Annotated in this window: 18 protein-coding genes and 1 pseudogene; 9 read left to right on the top strand and 10 right to left on the bottom strand. The window is 64.2% G+C overall.

The window, feature by feature from the left end; all coding sequences use genetic code 11:
* Positions 1-92: 92 nt before the first annotated feature.
* On the bottom strand, positions 93-893 hold the full coding sequence (locus AC0L2F_RS01510; protein ID WP_473247251.1) for a class I SAM-dependent methyltransferase: 801 nt from the start codon (positions 891-893) through the stop codon (positions 93-95).
* A 394-nt stretch (positions 894-1,287) separates the two neighbouring features.
* Here AC0L2F_RS01510 and AC0L2F_RS01505 point away from each other — a divergent pair, with 394 nt between their 5' ends.
* The gene (locus AC0L2F_RS01505) at positions 1,288-2,316 is read left to right on the top strand and encodes a glycosyltransferase family 2 protein (protein ID WP_063993994.1); all 1,029 of its coding nucleotides are present in this window, start codon (positions 1,288-1,290) and stop codon (positions 2,314-2,316) included.
* A gap of 15 nt (positions 2,317-2,331) precedes the next feature.
* Here the strand turns inward: AC0L2F_RS01505 and AC0L2F_RS01500 are convergent, their stop codons facing one another.
* Positions 2,332-3,318: a glycosyltransferase gene (locus AC0L2F_RS01500; RefSeq protein WP_473247250.1), complete on the bottom strand. Its 987-nt coding sequence runs from the start codon at positions 3,316-3,318 to the stop codon at positions 2,332-2,334.
* Between the two features lie 247 nt (positions 3,319-3,565).
* Here AC0L2F_RS01500 and AC0L2F_RS01495 point away from each other — a divergent pair, with 247 nt between their 5' ends.
* The 4 genes from AC0L2F_RS01495 (at position 3,566) to AC0L2F_RS01480 (ending at position 8,244) form a co-directional block, all read left to right on the top strand.
* Positions 3,566-4,633 (top strand): glycosyltransferase, encoded by a 1,068-nt coding sequence (locus AC0L2F_RS01495; RefSeq protein ID WP_473247249.1) that lies wholly within the window; start codon positions 3,566-3,568, stop codon positions 4,631-4,633.
* A 39-nt stretch (positions 4,634-4,672) separates the two neighbouring features.
* Positions 4,673-6,073 (top strand): O-antigen ligase family protein, encoded by a 1,401-nt coding sequence (locus AC0L2F_RS01490; RefSeq protein ID WP_473247248.1) that lies wholly within the window; start codon positions 4,673-4,675, stop codon positions 6,071-6,073.
* Positions 6,074-6,138: 65 nt separating this feature from the next.
* On the top strand, positions 6,139-7,284 hold the full coding sequence (locus AC0L2F_RS01485) for a GNAT family N-acetyltransferase (protein ID WP_473247247.1): 1,146 nt from the start codon (positions 6,139-6,141) through the stop codon (positions 7,282-7,284).
* 75 nt (positions 7,285-7,359) lie between these two features.
* A complete protein-coding gene (locus tag AC0L2F_RS01480) occupies positions 7,360-8,244 on the top strand; it encodes a protein-L-isoaspartate O-methyltransferase family protein (RefSeq protein WP_473247246.1) in 885 nt (294 codons plus the stop codon).
* A 3-nt stretch (positions 8,245-8,247) separates the two neighbouring features.
* Here AC0L2F_RS01480 and AC0L2F_RS01475 read toward each other — a convergent pair whose 3' ends face one another.
* The 4 genes from AC0L2F_RS01475 to AC0L2F_RS01460 all read right to left on the bottom strand — a co-directional run bounded on the left by AC0L2F_RS01475 (position 8,248) and on the right by AC0L2F_RS01460 (position 10,676).
* Positions 8,248-8,475: a hypothetical protein gene (locus AC0L2F_RS01475; protein ID WP_473247245.1), complete on the bottom strand. Its 228-nt coding sequence runs from the start codon at positions 8,473-8,475 to the stop codon at positions 8,248-8,250.
* A 31-nt stretch (positions 8,476-8,506) separates the two neighbouring features.
* On the bottom strand, positions 8,507-9,106 hold the full coding sequence (gene wrbA / locus AC0L2F_RS01470; protein ID WP_063996700.1) for an NAD(P)H:quinone oxidoreductase: 600 nt from the start codon (positions 9,104-9,106) through the stop codon (positions 8,507-8,509).
* Positions 9,107-9,188: 82 nt separating this feature from the next.
* A complete protein-coding gene (locus AC0L2F_RS01465; protein WP_473247244.1) occupies positions 9,189-9,887 on the bottom strand; it encodes a pirin family protein in 699 nt (232 codons plus the stop codon).
* Positions 9,888-9,923: 36 nt separating this feature from the next.
* The gene (locus AC0L2F_RS01460; protein WP_473247243.1) at positions 9,924-10,676 is read right to left on the bottom strand and encodes an SDR family NAD(P)-dependent oxidoreductase; all 753 of its coding nucleotides are present in this window, start codon (positions 10,674-10,676) and stop codon (positions 9,924-9,926) included.
* 117 nt (positions 10,677-10,793) lie between these two features.
* On the opposite strand from AC0L2F_RS01460, the gene AC0L2F_RS01455 reads away from it, so the two are divergent.
* A complete protein-coding gene (locus AC0L2F_RS01455) occupies positions 10,794-11,729 on the top strand; it encodes a LysR family transcriptional regulator (RefSeq protein WP_473247242.1) in 936 nt (311 codons plus the stop codon).
* Between the two features lie 56 nt (positions 11,730-11,785).
* Positions 11,786-12,307: an REP-associated tyrosine transposase gene (locus AC0L2F_RS01450; protein WP_007615024.1), complete on the top strand. Its 522-nt coding sequence runs from the start codon at positions 11,786-11,788 to the stop codon at positions 12,305-12,307.
* A gap of 60 nt (positions 12,308-12,367) precedes the next feature.
* Here AC0L2F_RS01450 and AC0L2F_RS01445 read toward each other — a convergent pair whose 3' ends face one another.
* A complete protein-coding gene (locus tag AC0L2F_RS01445) occupies positions 12,368-12,625 on the bottom strand; it encodes a hypothetical protein (RefSeq protein WP_063993989.1) in 258 nt (85 codons plus the stop codon).
* A 157-nt stretch (positions 12,626-12,782) separates the two neighbouring features.
* Between AC0L2F_RS01445 and AC0L2F_RS01440 the strand changes: the two genes are divergently transcribed.
* On the top strand, positions 12,783-13,766 hold the full coding sequence (locus AC0L2F_RS01440) for a tripartite tricarboxylate transporter substrate binding protein (protein WP_007615015.1): 984 nt from the start codon (positions 12,783-12,785) through the stop codon (positions 13,764-13,766).
* Positions 13,767-13,861: 95 nt separating this feature from the next.
* The gene (locus AC0L2F_RS01435) at positions 13,862-14,218 is read left to right on the top strand and encodes a hypothetical protein (protein WP_473247241.1); all 357 of its coding nucleotides are present in this window, start codon (positions 13,862-13,864) and stop codon (positions 14,216-14,218) included.
* Between the two features lie 68 nt (positions 14,219-14,286).
* On the opposite strand, the pseudogene AC0L2F_RS01430 reads toward AC0L2F_RS01435, so the two are convergent.
* The 3 genes and pseudogenes from AC0L2F_RS01430 to AC0L2F_RS01420 all read right to left on the bottom strand — a co-directional run bounded on the left by AC0L2F_RS01430 (position 14,287) and on the right by AC0L2F_RS01420 (position 16,421).
* Positions 14,287-15,125 (bottom strand): annotated as a pseudogene (locus AC0L2F_RS01430) (adenylate/guanylate cyclase domain-containing protein).
* A gap of 55 nt (positions 15,126-15,180) precedes the next feature.
* The gene (locus tag AC0L2F_RS01425) at positions 15,181-15,648 is read right to left on the bottom strand and encodes a YbaK/EbsC family protein (RefSeq protein ID WP_473247240.1); all 468 of its coding nucleotides are present in this window, start codon (positions 15,646-15,648) and stop codon (positions 15,181-15,183) included.
* 41 nt (positions 15,649-15,689) lie between these two features.
* On the bottom strand, positions 15,690-16,421 hold the full coding sequence (locus tag AC0L2F_RS01420) for a haloacid dehalogenase type II (protein ID WP_473247239.1): 732 nt from the start codon (positions 16,419-16,421) through the stop codon (positions 15,690-15,692).
* Positions 16,422-16,502 lie beyond the last annotated feature (81 nt).

The following is a 16,502-nucleotide window of genomic DNA, read 5'->3' as shown; positions in this document are numbered from 1 at the left end:
CGGTCCCTCAGAGATTAACGGTTCGTTACCCCGTGCGGCGTGGCCGCGAGGCTTCGCCGGTCTTGCGATCGGCCGCGCGCGCACCATGGCCGTCAGCTTTTCCGCAGGATGACGTGATAATCGCCGCGGCGGACGTCCGTCCCGCGCGGGAGCACGGCGTTGAGCACGGCGGCACCGGCGTCGACCAGGGCTGCGAGCAGCGGCTTGCGCCGGCGCATCTCGGGATAGCGCGGGCTCTCGACCTCACGGCGGTAGATCATCTCGAGGCCATTGGCGGCGGCGAACGCTTCGAGCCTCGGCAGCGACACCAGGGGATGGAAGAAGGTCGGGAACGGCGGCTCGCCCGGCAAGCCGGCATCCTTGATGCCTCGAATGTGCCGGTAGAACCAGACGTGGAACCAGTGCGGCGAGTATTTGGTGACGACCCCGGACAACGAGCGCGGATTGGGCGCGCCGATCAGGATCATCCCGCCCCGCTTGAGCGCATCGCGGAAATTCAGGAGTGCGGCGTCGACGTTGGGAAGATGTTCGATCACGTTGTAGCAGATCACCAGATCGAAGGTCTCGCGCCCGAAGCGGTAGGTCTGGACGTCACCGAGGATCGCTTCGTCCGCATAGCTGTTGTTGCGAACCTGGTCTTCGTCGATGTCGACGACGGTGACCTTGCTGCGGCTCAGCAATTCCGGTGGCAGGACGCTGCACGAGCCGCCTCCGGCTTCGTAGGTGGCGAGCTGGCCCTGCGGCAGTTCGCGACGCAGTACGTCGTGGACGGCGAGCAGGCTGTCGCGGGCTTCACCGGGGACGAGATCGTGCAGCGCCTGAGTGTGTGCACTGGCCGCGGGAATTTGGACCGCCGTGGCGGTCGCGAAATCGATCGTGGCTGGCTTGTTCATTTTTTTCCGACCGCGCTTGTTCGACTTAAATTTACAGGAAAAATCTCGTGTACCCGTAGAGCAAATCCGATGCCGCGACGCTTCACCCGTCGCAGTGCTTACGGTCAGGTTAATGAGCATGTGCGTTAACTACGGTATCTTCCGCGCCAGCCGCCATCGGCACAGTGGACCGCGAATTGCAGTATCACGCGCGCAAGGTTTGGCAGCAGAAACGCCCGAAAGCAGTTAAGTGCATGGATGGCGGAAAATCGGCGGCGTTGCGCCGTCGCGAGGCTCAAACCGGCCGTTCATTTTGGGACGTGCCTGTTCCGCGGCGATGTGCCGTCGCGGGACGACGCTGATCCCCGGGATCGAAGCAGGGCTTTTTCAATCTATCTCGGACATCTAGAACGTCATGACATTGATCCCGACAGACCTGTCCGCCATGCGTATCTCGGATGCCGTGCGCGATCCCAACCGGGAGATCGCGGCCAGCTCCCGGATCATCGACCTGTCGGTTGGTATCGTCGTCTGCATCCCCTGCTTCCGCCGCCCGCGGCATCTTCGGTTGACGCTGGACTCGCTCGCGAGCCAGCGCACCCCGCGCTCCTTCGCCGTCGTCATGGTCGAGAACGATGCGGTCCGGCGCGAAAGCGCGCCCGTTGCCGCGGAATATCTCGCCGATGGCAGGCTTCAGGGTGTCTGCCTGGTCGAGAAACGGCAAGGCAACGTCCAGGCGATCAACGCCGCGTTCGAGACGGCGCTGGCGCTGTTTCCCGCCGCGACCCGGTTCCTGATGATCGACGACGACGAGATCGCCTCGCCCGATTGGCTCGAGCTGATGGTCCGCACCGCGGAGGCGACCGGCGCCGATCTGGTCGGCGGGCCGGTGCTGCCGGTCTTCGAGGACCACAGCATGCCCTGGCTTTCGCGCCACCCCGTTTTCTGTCCCGCCTATGATTACAGCGGCGCTGTGCCCCTGATCTACGGCTGCGGCAATTGCCTGATCACGCGTGCGGCATTCGAGAGCTTCGCCCGTCCCGCCTTCGACCCCCGCTTCAACTTCCTCGGCGGCGGTGACTGCGATTTCTTCGTGCGCTGCCGCGATGCCGGCATGACGTTCCACTGGACGGCGGAGGCAGTCATCACCGAGACGGTGCCGCAAAGCCGCACCAGTTTCGGCTGGATCGTGAAGCGCGGCCTGCGCATCGGCGCGATCAATTATCGTGTGCAGTCCAAGGCCGCGCAGGGGGCAGCGGCGCGAGTGTGGGTCTTTGCGCAGATGCTCGCAAGGTTGCCGCTGGCGCTGGTGCGCGCGGCCGGTCTGCTGAAATCGTCGAAGGCCGTGGTCGCGATGCATCCCGTGATGGTCGCGCTCGGCTCGCTGCTCGCCGCGTTCGGCATTGAGCCGAAACCCTATGAGGCCTCGAAGATCGCGTCCTGACGCCGAGGCGGCGGGCTAAATACCAAAGCAGGCGAGGGCGACCCTGACCGCGGAGCGCGGCAGCGATTTGAGCGAGCGGCGCCCGACCATCCCGAGATAGGCCAAGGCCTGGCGATATCTGCCGAAGCGGACCGCTTGCATCGCCGAATACGTGACGAGATGAACCTCGGCGGCTTGGCGCAGTGCGGCCGCCATGCCCGCGGGCAGTCGTGCCATGATCAGCCCGTCGTCGAACACCCGCGCGATGGCCGGAAAGAAATCCTGTGGCGTCCGCACCGCAGCGTTCATGGTGTTGGCCGTGTGCAGGCGGTAATCGAGCAGAAGGTTCGGCGCAAATTCGAATTCGCCGATCGCGGCAAGGCGGCACCAGCAGTGCCAGTCCTCGCAATATCTGAGCGAGACGTCGAAGCCGCCGATGGCGCGGAAGGCCTCTGCACGTGCGAGCGCAATGCCGCCATTGACGATGAAGTTGCCGGCCGCGAGCCGCGTCAGCACGTCGCCGGACGGCTTGCGGCGTCCTTTCAGCAGATCCCGACGGCCGATCTGCCGTCCCTCGCTGTCGATCGTGTTGTAGTCGCCGTAGACGAGAACCGCTCGCGGCGCACCCCTCGCAGCCGCCAGCAGCGCCGCGACCGCGCCGGGCCGCAGGCGATCGTCGGCGTCGAGGAAGAGCAGCCATTGGCTGCTCGCATGCTGTGCGCCGAGATTGCGCGCTGCCGATACGCCGGCTGCGCCGTTGGTCATCAGGCGCAGTCGCGGGTCACGAATGGCATGGACGATGGCGGTGGTGCCGTCGGTCGAGCCGTCGTCCACGACGATCACTTCGCTGACCTCGGCCTGCGCCAGTGCGCTGGCGAGGGTTTCGCTAATATAGGCCGCAACATTCTTGGCCGGAATGACGACGGACACCGATGTGGTTGAGCCGACCTGCAGCGGGAGGCGCGCCGCCGGAACCACACGCGATGTGGCGGGCAATTCGAGAATGTCTTCCGCGGTGATCAAGATACGACTCGCCTTTAACCGTCTGTTAACCAGGGCGCGTCTGCGAGTTGGCAATGCGATCGAGCGCAACCTTGGCCGTCGCGAATAATACTCGCATTGGGAAAAAAGCGTCGCCACGAAGGCTGCCGCAGCGTTGGTTTCGTCAATTAGCGTTAAGCCGCCGGCATTAAGCCTGTGGCAAATTTGGAAGAGTGCGACAGCCGGTACCATGCGAGAATGCGCACCAGGCCGCCGCGGATGGATCCCAGTGCCCGCAAAGACATTCGACTACGATCCCGACGACATGGTCCTCAACCTGTTCTACGAGGACAAGGACGATCGCTGGTTTCCCGGCGATCGGCATCTGCGGCGCATGGCGCGTCGCATGCTGCTCGGCGAGCCGCGCATGAGCGGGCAGCTCCGCGTGTTCCTCAATCTCTGTGCGGGGCTCGATCGGCTCGGTATCCGCTATCGCGTCAACGACTACGGCTACATCGCGCGGCATCCGGGCGAACTCGCCTGCATCATCGGCCGCACCTTCCTGCTCGACAAGTTCGCCTGGAAAAATCCGATCCTGCTCGGCGTCGCCGCCCACAATCATCCGCTCGACGATCCCGACCTGTTCAGGCGCCTACCGGTCAAGAAGGTCGTGGTGCCAGGTCCATGGTACGCCGAGATGTATCGGCCGCATTGGCCCGACACGGAGGCCTGGCCGATCGGCATCGACACGGATCTCTGGGCACCGTCGCCGACGTCGCAAAAGAGCGTCGACGTCCTGATCTACGACAAGGTGCACTGGGACCGCGATCGCTACGCGGCGGAGCTGATCGAACCCGTCCGCGCCCGGCTCACGAGGGAAGGCCGCTCGTTCACCGAGCTGCGTTACGGCAGCTACAAGGAAGAAGACTATCGGGCCGCGCTCGCGCATTCGCGTGCGATGATCTTCCTGTGCCAGAACGAGAGCCAGGGCATCGCCTATCAGCAGGCATTGTCTTGCGGCGTGCCGGTGCTCGCCTGGGATCCCGGCGGGCCGTGGCGAGACCCCGACTACTATCCGCATCGCGTCCAGTTCGCGCCGGTGTCGTCGGTGCCGTACTGGGACGATCGTTGCGGCGCCAAATTCGTCGACATCGCCGGGTTTGAGGCGGGCTGGGATGATTTCTGGGCCGGGTGCGCCGCCGATACCTTCGAGCCGCGCGGCTTCGTGCTCGACAATCTCACGCTGGAACAGCGTGCGCTTCAATATTACGAGATCGCGCGGAGCATCGTGCGGGAGCAAGCGGTGCCGCAGAGCGCCGCCGGACTGGTTGACGAATGCTTAACAGGGATCGGCTAAGACTTGGAGCTCCGCCGGCTTCACCACCAGCCTCGAGCCATGGATCGCAGCGCCACTGACATGACCGATGTCGAGGTCCGATCGTTCGGCGGCGTCCTGCGCGATGGGCTTGCGAGGCTCAACGCCGTGCGGGCGGCGCGCTGCCTTGTTGCGGTCGCAGCCCTGCTCCTCGTGCTGGTGACGCTCGATCCGTTTCCTGACCTGCGCAACGAGGATGTCACCACCGTCGTCGGCGGACGGATGGCGCTCACTTATGTCGCCTGGGGCCTGCTGGCCGCGGTCGCGGTCCTGTTCGTCGCCGCAACGGATGCGCCTGCGCTGAAGACCCTGGTGACGCCGCTGCATCTCTGCCTGGTCGGATGGCTGTTGATCAACATCGTCTTCTCCGAGAATCGCGGAGTCTCGATGCAGCGCTTCGTGCTCGCGGCCAGCGTGATGTCGCTTGCGGTGCTGTTGCCGTTGCTGCCGCCGACGCAGCGCAGCTTCAATCTGTGTCTTGGCGGCGCCGCGCTCGTATTGCTCGCACTCTGCTATCTCGGCGTCATCATGGCCCCGCAATACTCGATGCACACTGCACTCGACGTCACCGAGCCGCAGTTGGCCGGCGACTGGCGCGGCAGCTTTGGCCACAAGAACATCGCCTCGCCGGTGATGACCATTTTGGTCTATGTCGGCATCTACCTGTCCGCTGTCGGCTCGTTCGTGATGGGCCCGGCCATCGCCGCGCTGGCCGGAATCTTCCTGATCTTCACCGGCGGCAAGACGTCGTCGGTGCTGTGTCTTGCAATCTACGCGCTCGCCTCGCTGGTCTGCGTCACGCCGAGCCTGTGGCTGAAGCGGATCATCTGCTTCGTGCCGCTGATCGTGATGAACCTGCTGACGGTTGGCAGCGTCCTGAGCCCGGCGCTCGGGACGATGACGCGGCTGCTTCCGCTCGATCCCACTTTCACCGGCCGTTCCGCCATCTGGGAGTTCGCGCTTGCAGCTGTCGCCGAGAAGCCGATCATCGGCCACGGCTACGCCGCGTTCTGGGACGACGTGACCGCGCGGCAGACCGCGCAGGGCGCCGAATGGGCGACGAGCGCGGCGCACAGCCACAACAGCTATCTCGACCTCGCGGTGACCATCGGCGTGCCGGGGCTGTTGCTGGTGATCCTCATCTTCGTGCTCGCGCCGCTCGGCAATTTCCAGACGGCCCGAACTCACAACCGCAGCGGTGCGTTGGCAAAGCTGTTCCTGACCGTATGGCTGTTCGGCCTGTACTACGGGGCCACCGAGACCTTCCTGCTCGAACGGCAGAATCCGATCTGGTTCATGTTCGCCGTTGCCGTGGCCGGCCTGTACTTCCTGGCCAGGTTCCAATGCGTCGCGGAAACGGAACCGGATGACATGTCGCAGTCGGTGCCGCCGCAGTGGCATCGGCTTAACGATAAGCGGTGAGGTCAGTTGTGGCCGCGACCAAACATAATCTATCCGGAGGCACCCAGTAATCGTATGTCCCGCGGATGACGATCCTCAGCGTCGAGCAACCAGATGGTCTTGTGTCCAGCACGTCGGGAATCGCGGTCGATTTCGTGCGTGACTGGGAGCGGGCCGCATCGCGCCTGAACGCAGGCCATCGCACTGCATTCCAGCATGGCTGCTGGCTCGGCGCCTGGTACGAGGCGTTCCACGATCTCTCGCCGCTGATTGCATTGATCTCCGATGCCACGACCGGCAGGGACATCGCAATGGTGCCGATGATCAGCCACCTCAGGCGCGGCATCCGCATCGTCGAATTCGCCGATTTCGGCGTCTCCGACAACAACGCGCCGATCCTGGCGCTCGATGCCGCGTTGGACGCGGCGGCGGCGGATGCGATCGGCAAGGCGCTGATCGACGCATTGCGCGCATTGCCGGACCGCTTCGATCTGCTCCGCCTGAAGAAGATGCCGGCCCAGATCGGCGGCAGGCCGAACCCGCTGGTGTCGCTCGGCCAGATCGGATCCTGCTCGCTCAACGGCAACCTCGTGCTGACCGGCGACGACTATGAAGATTACCAGGCCTCGATCAAGCGCATGCAGATGCCACGCTGCTGGCGCGTCTTCAATCGTCACGCCGGCGCGCGATTCGAGATCGCCACCGGTGTCGCGCGTGCGCGCGAGCTGCTGGACGTGATGGATGTCCAGCAGCAGGCGCGCATGCGAAAGCTCGGCTCGCGCTTCGTCCTCAACGACGAAACCCATGCGCAGTTTTATCGCGAGGTCGCGCGTCGGGGCGTCGCGAACGGTTACGCCGTCATTTCGGCGCTGGTCTGCGGCGAGGCCGTCGTCGCCACCACACTTGGCGTCAGGTTCGGTGCGACCTATTTTCTCCTGCGCATCAGCCATGCCGGCGATTCGTGGTCGAGCTGCTCGCCGGGACTGCTCGTGACCGAGCGCACCATGGCGGCCCTGCATGCGGACGGCGTGCGCCGTTTCGACCTCAGCATCGGCAACCAGGATTACAAGCGCCGCTTCGGCGCCGAGCCGCTGCCGCTGATCGATGTCAGCGTCGCGCTCTCCTGGCGCGGCATGCCCTTCGCGTGGCGTGACCATGTCGCGCAGGGCCTGCGCCGTCACCCCAGGCTCGCCGCCTTTGCGGCGCAGGCGATGGGCAAGAGGGCGCGCTGACGCGCTGCCCTGGATTGCAGGGTCACTCGATTATCGCAATCGCTGTGTTATCGTCGCCTGTTTCCCGGAGGCGACATGGAAGATCGTTCGGCAAAATATCGCGCATTCTATGCGCAATTGATCTGCGCCGCGGCGAGGGCCGCGGACCCCCGTATCGAGGAAGCCTTTCGCACCGTCAGGCGCGAGCCGTTCGTCGGGCCTGGACCGTGGTCGATCTCTCTCGGCGGTCACCCCTATGTCGCGACGCCCGATGATGATCCCGCCTACCTCTATCAGAACACGCTGCTTGCGCTCGACAGCACGCGGAGTCTCAACATCGGGATGCCCGGCGCGCACGCCTATTGGCTCAGCGGTTGCGCGGTAAAGGAAGGCGAGACCGTGATCCAGATCGGCGCGGGGAGCGGCTATTACACCGCGATCCTCGCGCATCTCGTCGGCCCCGGCGGCCACGTCCATGCCTACGAGATCGACGAACGTCTGGCGGGATTCGCGCGCGAGAATCTGAAGGAGATCGTCCATGTGGATGTGCGGGAACGTTCGGGCGTGGCGTCCGATCTGCCCAAAGCCGACGTGGTCTATGTCTGCGCGGGCGCGGCGCAGCCGGCCATCGAATGGCTCGATGCGCTCCGGCCCGGCGGGCGGCTGGTGTTTCCGCTCGCGCCCGAAGGCATGCTCGGCGGCATGCTGATGATCACGCGCCCGGACGACGGTGCGGTCTGGCCCGCCAAATTCCTCGGGCGGGCCCAATTCATCGGCTGCGCGGGACTGCAGGATGCCGATGCCGCCCGGCGACTGGCCGAGGCGTTCGCAGGGGGATGGGAGGGCGTGCGGTCGTTGCGGAGAGAGGGCGCTCCCGACGAGACCTGCTGGTTCGCCGGTGACGGCTGGTGGCTGTCGACGGCACCAGCGCCTGTCGCGACTGCGCCCATCAAGCCCCGCGCGGACATCACGCAGGCCTAGTGGCTAGAACATCATGACTTCGCGCAGCCGGCACAGTGAAAGCGGCCGCGTGAGGCCCTGAACAGGCTGCGGCAATACCAGCGCCGCGCCAGCGCCTGAGCGGGCCTGCGGATCATCTGCGCGATCAACAAGAGTTCGAAAGCCATTCGTATCGCTTGTCGTGAAATATCCTGACCACAGAGATGGGGCGGCATCCCCAGAAGAGAATGCCGCCCAGATCGCACCTGCCATGCAGTGGTTCGGACGTAAAGCTTAACCGCGCTCAGCCGTGCAGCTTCCTGGCTGTCTCCGCGATCTGGCGGCCCTGATAGCGCGCACCGGCGAGCTCGTTGGCGCTGGGCTGGCGGCTGCCGTCGCCGCCGGTGATGGTGGTGGCGCCGTAAGGCGCGCCGCCGGTGACCTCGTCGAGCTTCATCTGGCCGGCAAAGCCGTAGTTCAGGCCGACCACGACCATGCCGAAATGCAACAGGTTGGTGATGATCGAGAACAGCGTCGTCTCCTGGCCGCCATGCTGGGTCGCGGTCGCCGTGAAGGCGCCGCCGACCTTGCCGTGCAGCGCGCCTTTGGCCCAGAGCCCACCGGCCTGGTCCAGAAAGTTCGCCATCTGCGAGGCCATGCGGCCGAAGCGGGTGCCGGTACCGACGATGATCGCGTCGTAATTGGCGAGGTCCTCGATCTTGGCGACGGGGGCGGCCTGGTCGAGCTTGTAATAGGACGCCTTGGCGACCTCGGCCGGCACCAGTTCGGGCACGCGCTTGATGTCGACGGTGGCACCGGCTTCGCGGGCGCCTTCGGCAACGGCATTGGCCATCGCTTCGATGTGGCCATACGCGGAATAGTAAAGGACGAGAACTTTGGTCATGATGATCTCCGTTGGATGCAGATTTGATGCGTCGGTGTCGGGAGCGTCATGCCGGGGCAAGCCCGCCATGACGAAGGTGTTGCTAAGCCGCGTCAACGAGCACGATCTCGGAATCTTCCAGTGCCGTGATCTTCAGCGTTTCCTCGTCGCGGATCGCGGCGCCGTCGCGGGCGTTGACGCGCACGCCGTTGATCTCGACTGACCCCGCCGCGGGCACCAGATAGAGGTGCCGTGACTTGTGCGGCACGTATTCCGCGCTCTCGCCCGCCTTCAATGTGGTGGCGAGCACCCGCGCATCGGCGCGGATCGGCAGCGCGTCCGTGTCATGCTCGAAGCCGCTCGCGATGGTGACGAGCTTGCCCGAGCGATCTCCTTTCGGAAAAGGCTTCGAGCCCCAGGTTGGCTGTCCCCCGCGTGCGGTCGGCTCGATCCAGATCTGGAAGATGCGTGTCTTGGTCGGCTCGAGATTGTACTCGGAGTGGCGGATGCCGCTGCCGGCGCTCATCACTTGCACGTCGCCCGCTTCGGTGCGTCCCTCGTTGCCGAGGCTGTCCTGATGGGTGATCGCGCCCTCGCGCACATAGGTGATGATTTCCATGTTGGCGTGGGGATGGGCTGGAAAGCCGGTGTTCGGCGCGATCTCGTCGTCGTTCCACACCCGCAAGGCGCCGTGACCCATGTTGTCGGGGTCATAATGGCTTGCGAAGGAGAAATGATGCTTGGCGTTGAGCCAACCGTGATCGGCGCCGCCGAGCTTTGCGAAGGGTCTGAGTTCGATCATCTGCGTAATTCCTTGTTTGAGCGGGTGGCGCCTTGATCAGGCGCCGAAACCGCCGTCGACGTTGAGCACCGTGCCGGTGACGAAGGAGGCTTCCGGGCTTGCGAGGAAGACGATTCCGGCGGCGACTTCCTCGGGGCGGCCGAAGCGCTGCAACGCGTGCTGCTTGCGCTGGGTCTCGGCGAACTCGCCGCCGTCCTTCGGGTTCATGTCGGTGTCGATCGAGCCGGGCTGCACCACATTCACGGTGATGCCGCGCGGGCCGAGGTCGCGCGCTGCGCCCTTGGTGTAACCGACCACGGCCGCCTTGGTGGCGACGTAGTCCGCAAGGCCGGGGAACGAGGCGCGGTCGGCGAGCATCGAGCCGACGGTGACGATGCGGCCGCCTTCGCCCATCAATTGCGAAGCGGCACGGATCGCCGCGATCACGCCATGCACGTTGACGGCGTCCTGGCGGGCGAGCGCCTCGGTGTCGGCATTGGCATCGTCGATCGCGCCGCCGCTCGCGACGCCGGCATTGTTGACGAGGATGTCGAGATGGCCGAACTCCTTTGCGACATCGTTGACGAGCTGCGTCACGTCCTTGGCCGAAGCCTGGTCCGCCCTGAAGGCGCGGGCCTTGACGCCCCGGGCCTTCAACTCGGTGACGACCGCCTCCGCCTTTTCGGGAGAGGCGACATAGCTGATGGCGACATCAGCACCTTCATCGGCGAGTGCGCGGGCGGAGGCCGCGCCGATACCGCGCGAGCCGCCGGTGACGAGGGCAACCTTGCCTGAGAGCTTCTTGGTCATTGGATTTCTCCAGTCCTGAATTTCTGATGACCCTTGGATAAGCCTCCGCCTGTGGTATAGAAATAGAAACTGTCGAAACACATTGTTTCCTTAAGAAGCCCAATTGGATCCGCTTTCATGGCCAAACTCCCCGATTTCGAGGCACTCGCGATTTTCGCAAAAGTCGTGGAATTACGGTCGTTTGCGGGGGCCGCGGGCGAGCTCGCGATGTCGAAGGCGACGGTGTCCAAGGCGGTTACGCGCCTCGAAGAGCGGCTCGGCGCCCGGCTGTTCAACCGCACCTCACGCCGGCTCGCGCTGACCGACGCCGGGCACAAGCTCGCCGAGCGTGCGACGCGACTGCTGTCCGACGGCGAGGCGGCGGAGAACGAGGCGCTGGCGCAGTCGGTCGCGCCGCGGGGCCTGGTGCGGCTCGCTGTGCCCATGTCGTTCGGGATCAAGGCGGTGGCGCCGTTGCTGCCGGGGTTCTTCGAGGCTTATCCAGAGGTCTCGGTCGATCTGCATCTGAGCGATGCGACCATCGATTTGATCGGCGAGGGCTTTGACATGGCAGTGCGGATCGCACGGCTGCCGGACTCCTCGCTGATTGCGCGGCGGCTCTTCACGATGCCGCGCTTTACGGTAGCTGCGCCGTCCTATCTGAAGCGCGAGGGACGACCGACGCATCCGATGCATCTGGCCGCGCACAAATGCTTCAGCTATACCTATCTCTCTACGCCGAACGTCTGGCACTACACCAATGCGGCCGGCGAGCAGGCGAGTGTACGCCCAGGCGGCCAGCTCCGCGTCAACAACGGCGAAGCGGTGATGCCGGCGCTGATCGCCGGCTTCGGCATCGCAGACCTTCCGGAATTCATCGTCGGTGACGCCATCTCCTCCGGCGACGTCGAGGTGATCCTGAAGGACTGGAAGCAGCCCGAAGGCGCCGTGCATCTGGTGACGCCACCTGGCGGCCCGCGCCCCGCACGCGTCGAGGCGCTCGGCGATTTTCTCGCGGCCAAGCTGCCCGGTACGTGCAAGCAGCGGGCAAAGAAGAGCGAGCGAACAGCGTAGGTGCCGTAGGGTGGGCAAAGCGAAGCGTGCCCACCAATTCATGCGAGGGACCGCAAGTGCCTCAGTATCGCCGAGCGCAAGGCAACATGTTCTTCTTCACCGTCGTGCTAGCCGATCGGTCAAGTACGCTACTCGTCGACCAGGTTGATCGCCTACGCCAGATTTACCGAACGGTCGTGCAACGCCGGCCGTTCGAGACCGTCGCTATCTGTATCTTGCCGGACCACCTCCATGCGATCTGGGCGTTGCCTGAGGATGACGCCGACTTTTCGTCGCGATGGAATCTGATCAAGGGCAGCTTTTCGCGAGGCTTGGAGATCGGCGAGCGTTCAATCAGTAAATCGAGGAAGCGAGAGAAGGGCATTTGGCAACGCCGGTTCTGGGAGCACGCAATTCGCGACGATGCTGACTTGGAGCGGCACGTTGATTACATACATTTCAATCCTGTGAAGCATGGCCTCGTCGCGCGTGTGCGCGATTGGTCTTTCAGCAGCTTCCATCGCTATGTTGATCAAGGCGCCCTTCCTATGGATTGGGGAGGGGATGCGCGTGACATCGCAGGACACTTCGGCGAATGATTGGTGGGCACGGCGCTTTGCGCCTTTGCCCACCCTACGGCATATCGCCCAGTAGTACGACTAAGACACCTTCACGCCATCCTTCGCGACCACGCGCAAGTTCGGCTTCAGCGTTTCCTCCAGTTGCGACTTCAAATCATGAACACGCGGGTCGCGCGAGCGCTTCGCGCAGACCGCGTATTGATGCACGGATTGCGCCAAGGCGCGGCGCGCTTCCGGCGTTCGCGTCAATTCGGGCTTTGAAAGCCGCAGGACGATAGCGGCGAGATTCACCAGCATCTCGTCCAGCGCCACGTCAATGGTCTGAAGTCTATTCATCGCTCCACTCCCTGGGAGGCAACGGTAGAGTCCGGGGGGCGTTCCTGACCGGGCGGAACATGGCTAATGCTTCGTTAATCCCGCCGCGCGGCTTGTTCTTGTGGACGGTCACGCTAGGTTGGCAGCGACACAAAAAAACAGGGGGAGGAAGTCTGCCATGGATCGACGCGATGTCCTGCGCGCCGCTGCCGCATTGCCGTTGTTGCCTGTGTTGTCGAGTGCGGCTTTCGCGCAAACCTATCCCTCTCGCAACGTCACCATGATCGTGCCGTTTCCGGCCGGCGGCCAGGCGGACCTCGCGGCCCGTCCCGTCGCACAGGCGCTGGAGCGAATCCTCGGCAAGGCGGTCATCGTCGACAACCGCGCCGGCGGTGGCGGTGGATCCGTCGGCAATGCCGCGGCGGCGCGCGCCGAGCCTGACGGCTACACGCTGCTGATGACGCTGTCCTCTCTTGCAGTGCTGCCCGAGGCCGACCGGCTGTTCGACCGTCCGGTCGCCTACGAGCTCTCGCAGTTCATGCCGATCGCACGGGTGCTGGCCGATCCCACGCTGCTCGCTGTGCCGGCCTCGGCGCCGTGGAAGACGGCGCAGGATTTCGTCGAGGACGCCAGGAAGCGCCCCGGCCAGATCACCTATGGCTCGTCGGGGCCTTACGGCACGCTGCATGTGGCGATGGAGATGTTCGCAAACAGCGCCGACATCAAGCTGCTGCATGTGCCATTTCGCGGCGCAGGTCCCGCACTGACCGCGCTGCTCGGCGGCACCGTGCAGGCGATCGCCGCCGCACCGGGAACGCTGAAGCCGCAAGTGGAGGACGGCAAGCTGCGCGTGCTCGGCAATTGCGGCGCCAAGCGAATCGCAAGCTTCCCCGATGTGCCGACGTTCCAGGAGCTCGGCTACAAGGACGTCGAGATGTACATCTGGGCCGGACTCTTTGCACAGAATGCTCTTCCTGCACCGATCGCGACTCGCCTGCGCGAGGCGATGGCGCAGGTGATGACGAGCCCGGACGTGCTCAAGGCCTTCGAAACGTCGGGCAGTCTCGTCGCTTATCAGGACGCGCCGGCGTTCGCCGAGTTCGTGGCGGTCGACAGCGCGCGGCTGATTACGGCGGTCAAGAAGATCGGCAAGGTCCAATAGGTTCCTGGCCCGTTTTCACAATTTTTTGTTGGTCCAGAACCTCTCCGCGTCTCATTGATTGAACAGAATTTGAGAGACTCGCGAAGGAATCGGACATGCGAACAGAGCGGATTGCGCTGGGTGTGGCGCTTGCGATTGGGGGCATCGTCGCGCAGGGCGTTGCATCCGCTGAAGAGTATCGCGGAACCATGGAGCAGCAGATGGCCTGCACGCCGGATGTGTGGCGGCTGTGTAGCGACCAGATTCCTGACGTGAGCCGCATCACGGCCTGCTTGCGGCAGAACACGCCGCAGCTCTCCAGCGGTTGTCGCGCGGTGTTCCAGTCCAACAACCAGATGCCCCCGCAGCAGCAGGTTCCGGGCAACCGCGTGGCGCCGGCGCCGCGATACAACAATGTGCTGCCACCACCTCCGCAAGCGCAGCCGCGGCCTTATGACGATAGCGACGATTAGTGCTGCCCAAGGCATGATCCGGGCGCGCGCACAGCAGTGGGCGCGAAGATGCGGTTGTGCCGCCTCGTTCAGCGCTCGCCCTTGCCGCCCGACTCAGGTCGATCCCGGAGCGCCGTCCGCATGATGGCGCCGAAGAGCAAAGCTGCCACCGGCCAATGGAACCAGATCTTGTGCATGCCGGTGAAAATATTGATCAGAATCAGAAAGGCCGACACCGTGAGGGCCGCCGCAACCGGGCGGGGCAGCTTCGCCAGCCCGTCTGAAACGAAGCCCATCCAATTGGATGACTCGGATCTGTCGCGGCGCGCTGCGTCAGTTTGCGAGCCCGCCATTGCGGTCTGAGACGTCAGGCGTTCGCCAGGCGGAAAGCTCCGTGCTTGAGCGGTTTGGCCGCTCATGGTCACACGATAGCTGGTCACGGGCGCAATGTTTTTCATTGGACGCTGGCCGAGGCAGTCGAAGCCAACAGATAATTTGTTGTGCACCTGATCATAGGCGGAGCTGGAGATCACGATGCCGCCGGGCTCGGCAAGTTCCTGCAGACGCGCCGCGATATTGACCCCGTCTCCGTAGAGGTCGGAACCATCCACCATCACATCGCCGAGATTGATGCCGATGCGAAACCGCATCGGGGGAGGTGGGCCCGAATCCTGGTTGGAAATTTCCTGCTGAATCTCGACCGCACACTGCACGGCTTCGACGACGCTAGCGAATTCGGCGATGACAGCATCGCCCCAGGTATTCACGATCCGCCGTCATGGCGCTCCACCAATCGCGCGATGGCCGTGCGGTAGCGGCGGAGTGTCTCCAGCGTTCCCGCCTCGTCTGCTTCCATGAGACGAGAATAGCCGTGCACATCAGCGCATAGCACGGTGGTCAGCCGCCGTTTGACCTTATCGTCGGGCATGGTCCGTACATTAGCCTCCCTGACCGGCAAATGCATCAGGCATCCCGCAGCTGCCTTACGGCCTGACCTCGCAGACATCGACCCATTCCGCTGCGGTCAGCTCGGCCATCCGTTCCGGCGTGATGCGCACCGCGCTATGGGTCGAGCCGGCGGCCGGCACCACCACGTCGAAGGCTTTCAGCGAGACGTCGCAATAGACCGGCAGCGGCGCCTTCAGTCCGAACGGGCAGACACCGCCGACCTCGTGGCCGGTGACCTCCGCGACCTCTTCCAGCCCCAGCATCTTCGGCTTGCCGCCGAACGCCGCCTTCACCTTCTTGTTGTCCATGCGCGAGGTGCCGGCCGCGACGATCAGGATGACGCGCTCGCCGATCCGCAACGACAGCGTCTTGGCGATCATTCCGGGCTCGACGCCATAGGCCTCGGCGGCCAGCGGCACGGTGGCGGAGCTGATCGGGGATTCGATAACGGTGATGTCGGGGGCTTTTTCAGCGAAAAAATCGCGAACGGATTGAAGGCTCATTCAGATCGGCTCATTCCAGACTTATGGGCGGGCGGCGATGTCTAAGCAATCCCTGGCAGCTCCGAGAGCGCCCGGACACGATGATCCGGCGCAAAGCCGAGTTCGTCCATTTGGGTGCGGATCGCCTTGAACATCGTCAGCGGTGCCACGAGTTCGTTCTCGACGCAAGCCAGCGCCATCGCCTCGGGCGACACCCGTTCGATCCATGCAATGTTCAGTCCGAACGCTTTCGCGCCCGCGACATCCCAGGGATTGGAGGAGACGAACAGCACCTCGTCCGGCGCGGTGCCGAGCATCTCGCCGATCAGCATGTAAGCTTCCGGGCTCGGCTTGAAGATCTTCTTCGCGTCGACGCTGATCGTGGCGTCGAGCAGGGCGTCGAGACCGGAGTTGCGCACGAGCGCATTCAGCATGTCCGGACTGCCGTTGGAGAGGATGGCGAGTTTTCGCGGTTTCAGAGCCGTGAGCGCTGCGGTCGCATCCGGATAGAGATCGAGATGCAGGTACTTCTCGACGACGCGCTCGAATGCCTCGTTCTCGTAAGCGAGCCCGAGCACGCGCAGCGTATAGGCAAGCGAGTCGCGCGTGACGGCGGCAAAATCCTGGTAGCGCCCCATCAGCGAGCGCAGCCAGGTGTATTCGAGCTGCTTGATCCGCCAGATTTGCGTGATGATCTCACCGTAGCCGGGAAACGCATCCTCGGTGGTCTCCGCGACCGACTGGATGTCGTAGAGCGTTCCGTAGGCATCGAAGACAACGGCTTTGAGGCTCAATTGACCTGTCCTCCGGGATCGTTGCGGTCCACGGACTATACAAGGCGCCGCGAAATCGGTCCAAGACGCAATAGCGACTTG

Source organism: Bradyrhizobium sp. Ken64 (genome assembly GCF_055807555.1).
The sequence above is the reverse complement of the archived record's forward strand: the minus strand, read 5'-3'. Positions and strand labels throughout refer to the sequence as shown.

Coding starts and splice junctions, on each gene's coding strand:
- AC0L2F_RS01455 (WP_473247242.1), top strand. CDS start 10,794: ATGGCCAAACTCCCCGATTTCGAGGCACTCGCGATTTTCGCAAAAGTC.
- AC0L2F_RS01460 (WP_473247243.1), bottom strand. CDS start 10,676: ATGACCAAGAAGCTCTCAGGCAAGGTTGCCCTCGTCACCGGCGGCTCG.
- AC0L2F_RS01505 (WP_063993994.1), top strand. CDS start 1,288: ATGACATTGATCCCGACAGACCTGTCCGCCATGCGTATCTCGGATGCC.
- AC0L2F_RS01440 (WP_007615015.1), top strand. CDS start 12,783: ATGGATCGACGCGATGTCCTGCGCGCCGCTGCCGCATTGCCGTTGTTG.
- AC0L2F_RS01445 (WP_063993989.1), bottom strand. CDS start 12,625: ATGAATAGACTTCAGACCATTGACGTGGCGCTGGACGAGATGCTGGTG.
- AC0L2F_RS01510 (WP_473247251.1), bottom strand. CDS start 893: ATGAACAAGCCAGCCACGATCGATTTCGCGACCGCCACGGCGGTCCAA.
- AC0L2F_RS01425 (WP_473247240.1), bottom strand. CDS start 15,648: ATGAGCCTTCAATCCGTTCGCGATTTTTTCGCTGAAAAAGCCCCCGAC.
- AC0L2F_RS01490 (WP_473247248.1), top strand. CDS start 4,673: ATGGATCGCAGCGCCACTGACATGACCGATGTCGAGGTCCGATCGTTC.
- AC0L2F_RS01475 (WP_473247245.1), bottom strand. CDS start 8,475: ATGGCAGGTGCGATCTGGGCGGCATTCTCTTCTGGGGATGCCGCCCCA.
- AC0L2F_RS01435 (WP_473247241.1), top strand. CDS start 13,862: ATGCGAACAGAGCGGATTGCGCTGGGTGTGGCGCTTGCGATTGGGGGC.
- AC0L2F_RS01465 (WP_473247244.1), bottom strand. CDS start 9,887: ATGATCGAACTCAGACCCTTCGCAAAGCTCGGCGGCGCCGATCACGGT.
- AC0L2F_RS01485 (WP_473247247.1), top strand. CDS start 6,139: ATGACGATCCTCAGCGTCGAGCAACCAGATGGTCTTGTGTCCAGCACG.
- wrbA (WP_063996700.1), bottom strand. CDS start 9,106: ATGACCAAAGTTCTCGTCCTTTACTATTCCGCGTATGGCCACATCGAA.
- AC0L2F_RS01480 (WP_473247246.1), top strand. CDS start 7,360: ATGGAAGATCGTTCGGCAAAATATCGCGCATTCTATGCGCAATTGATC.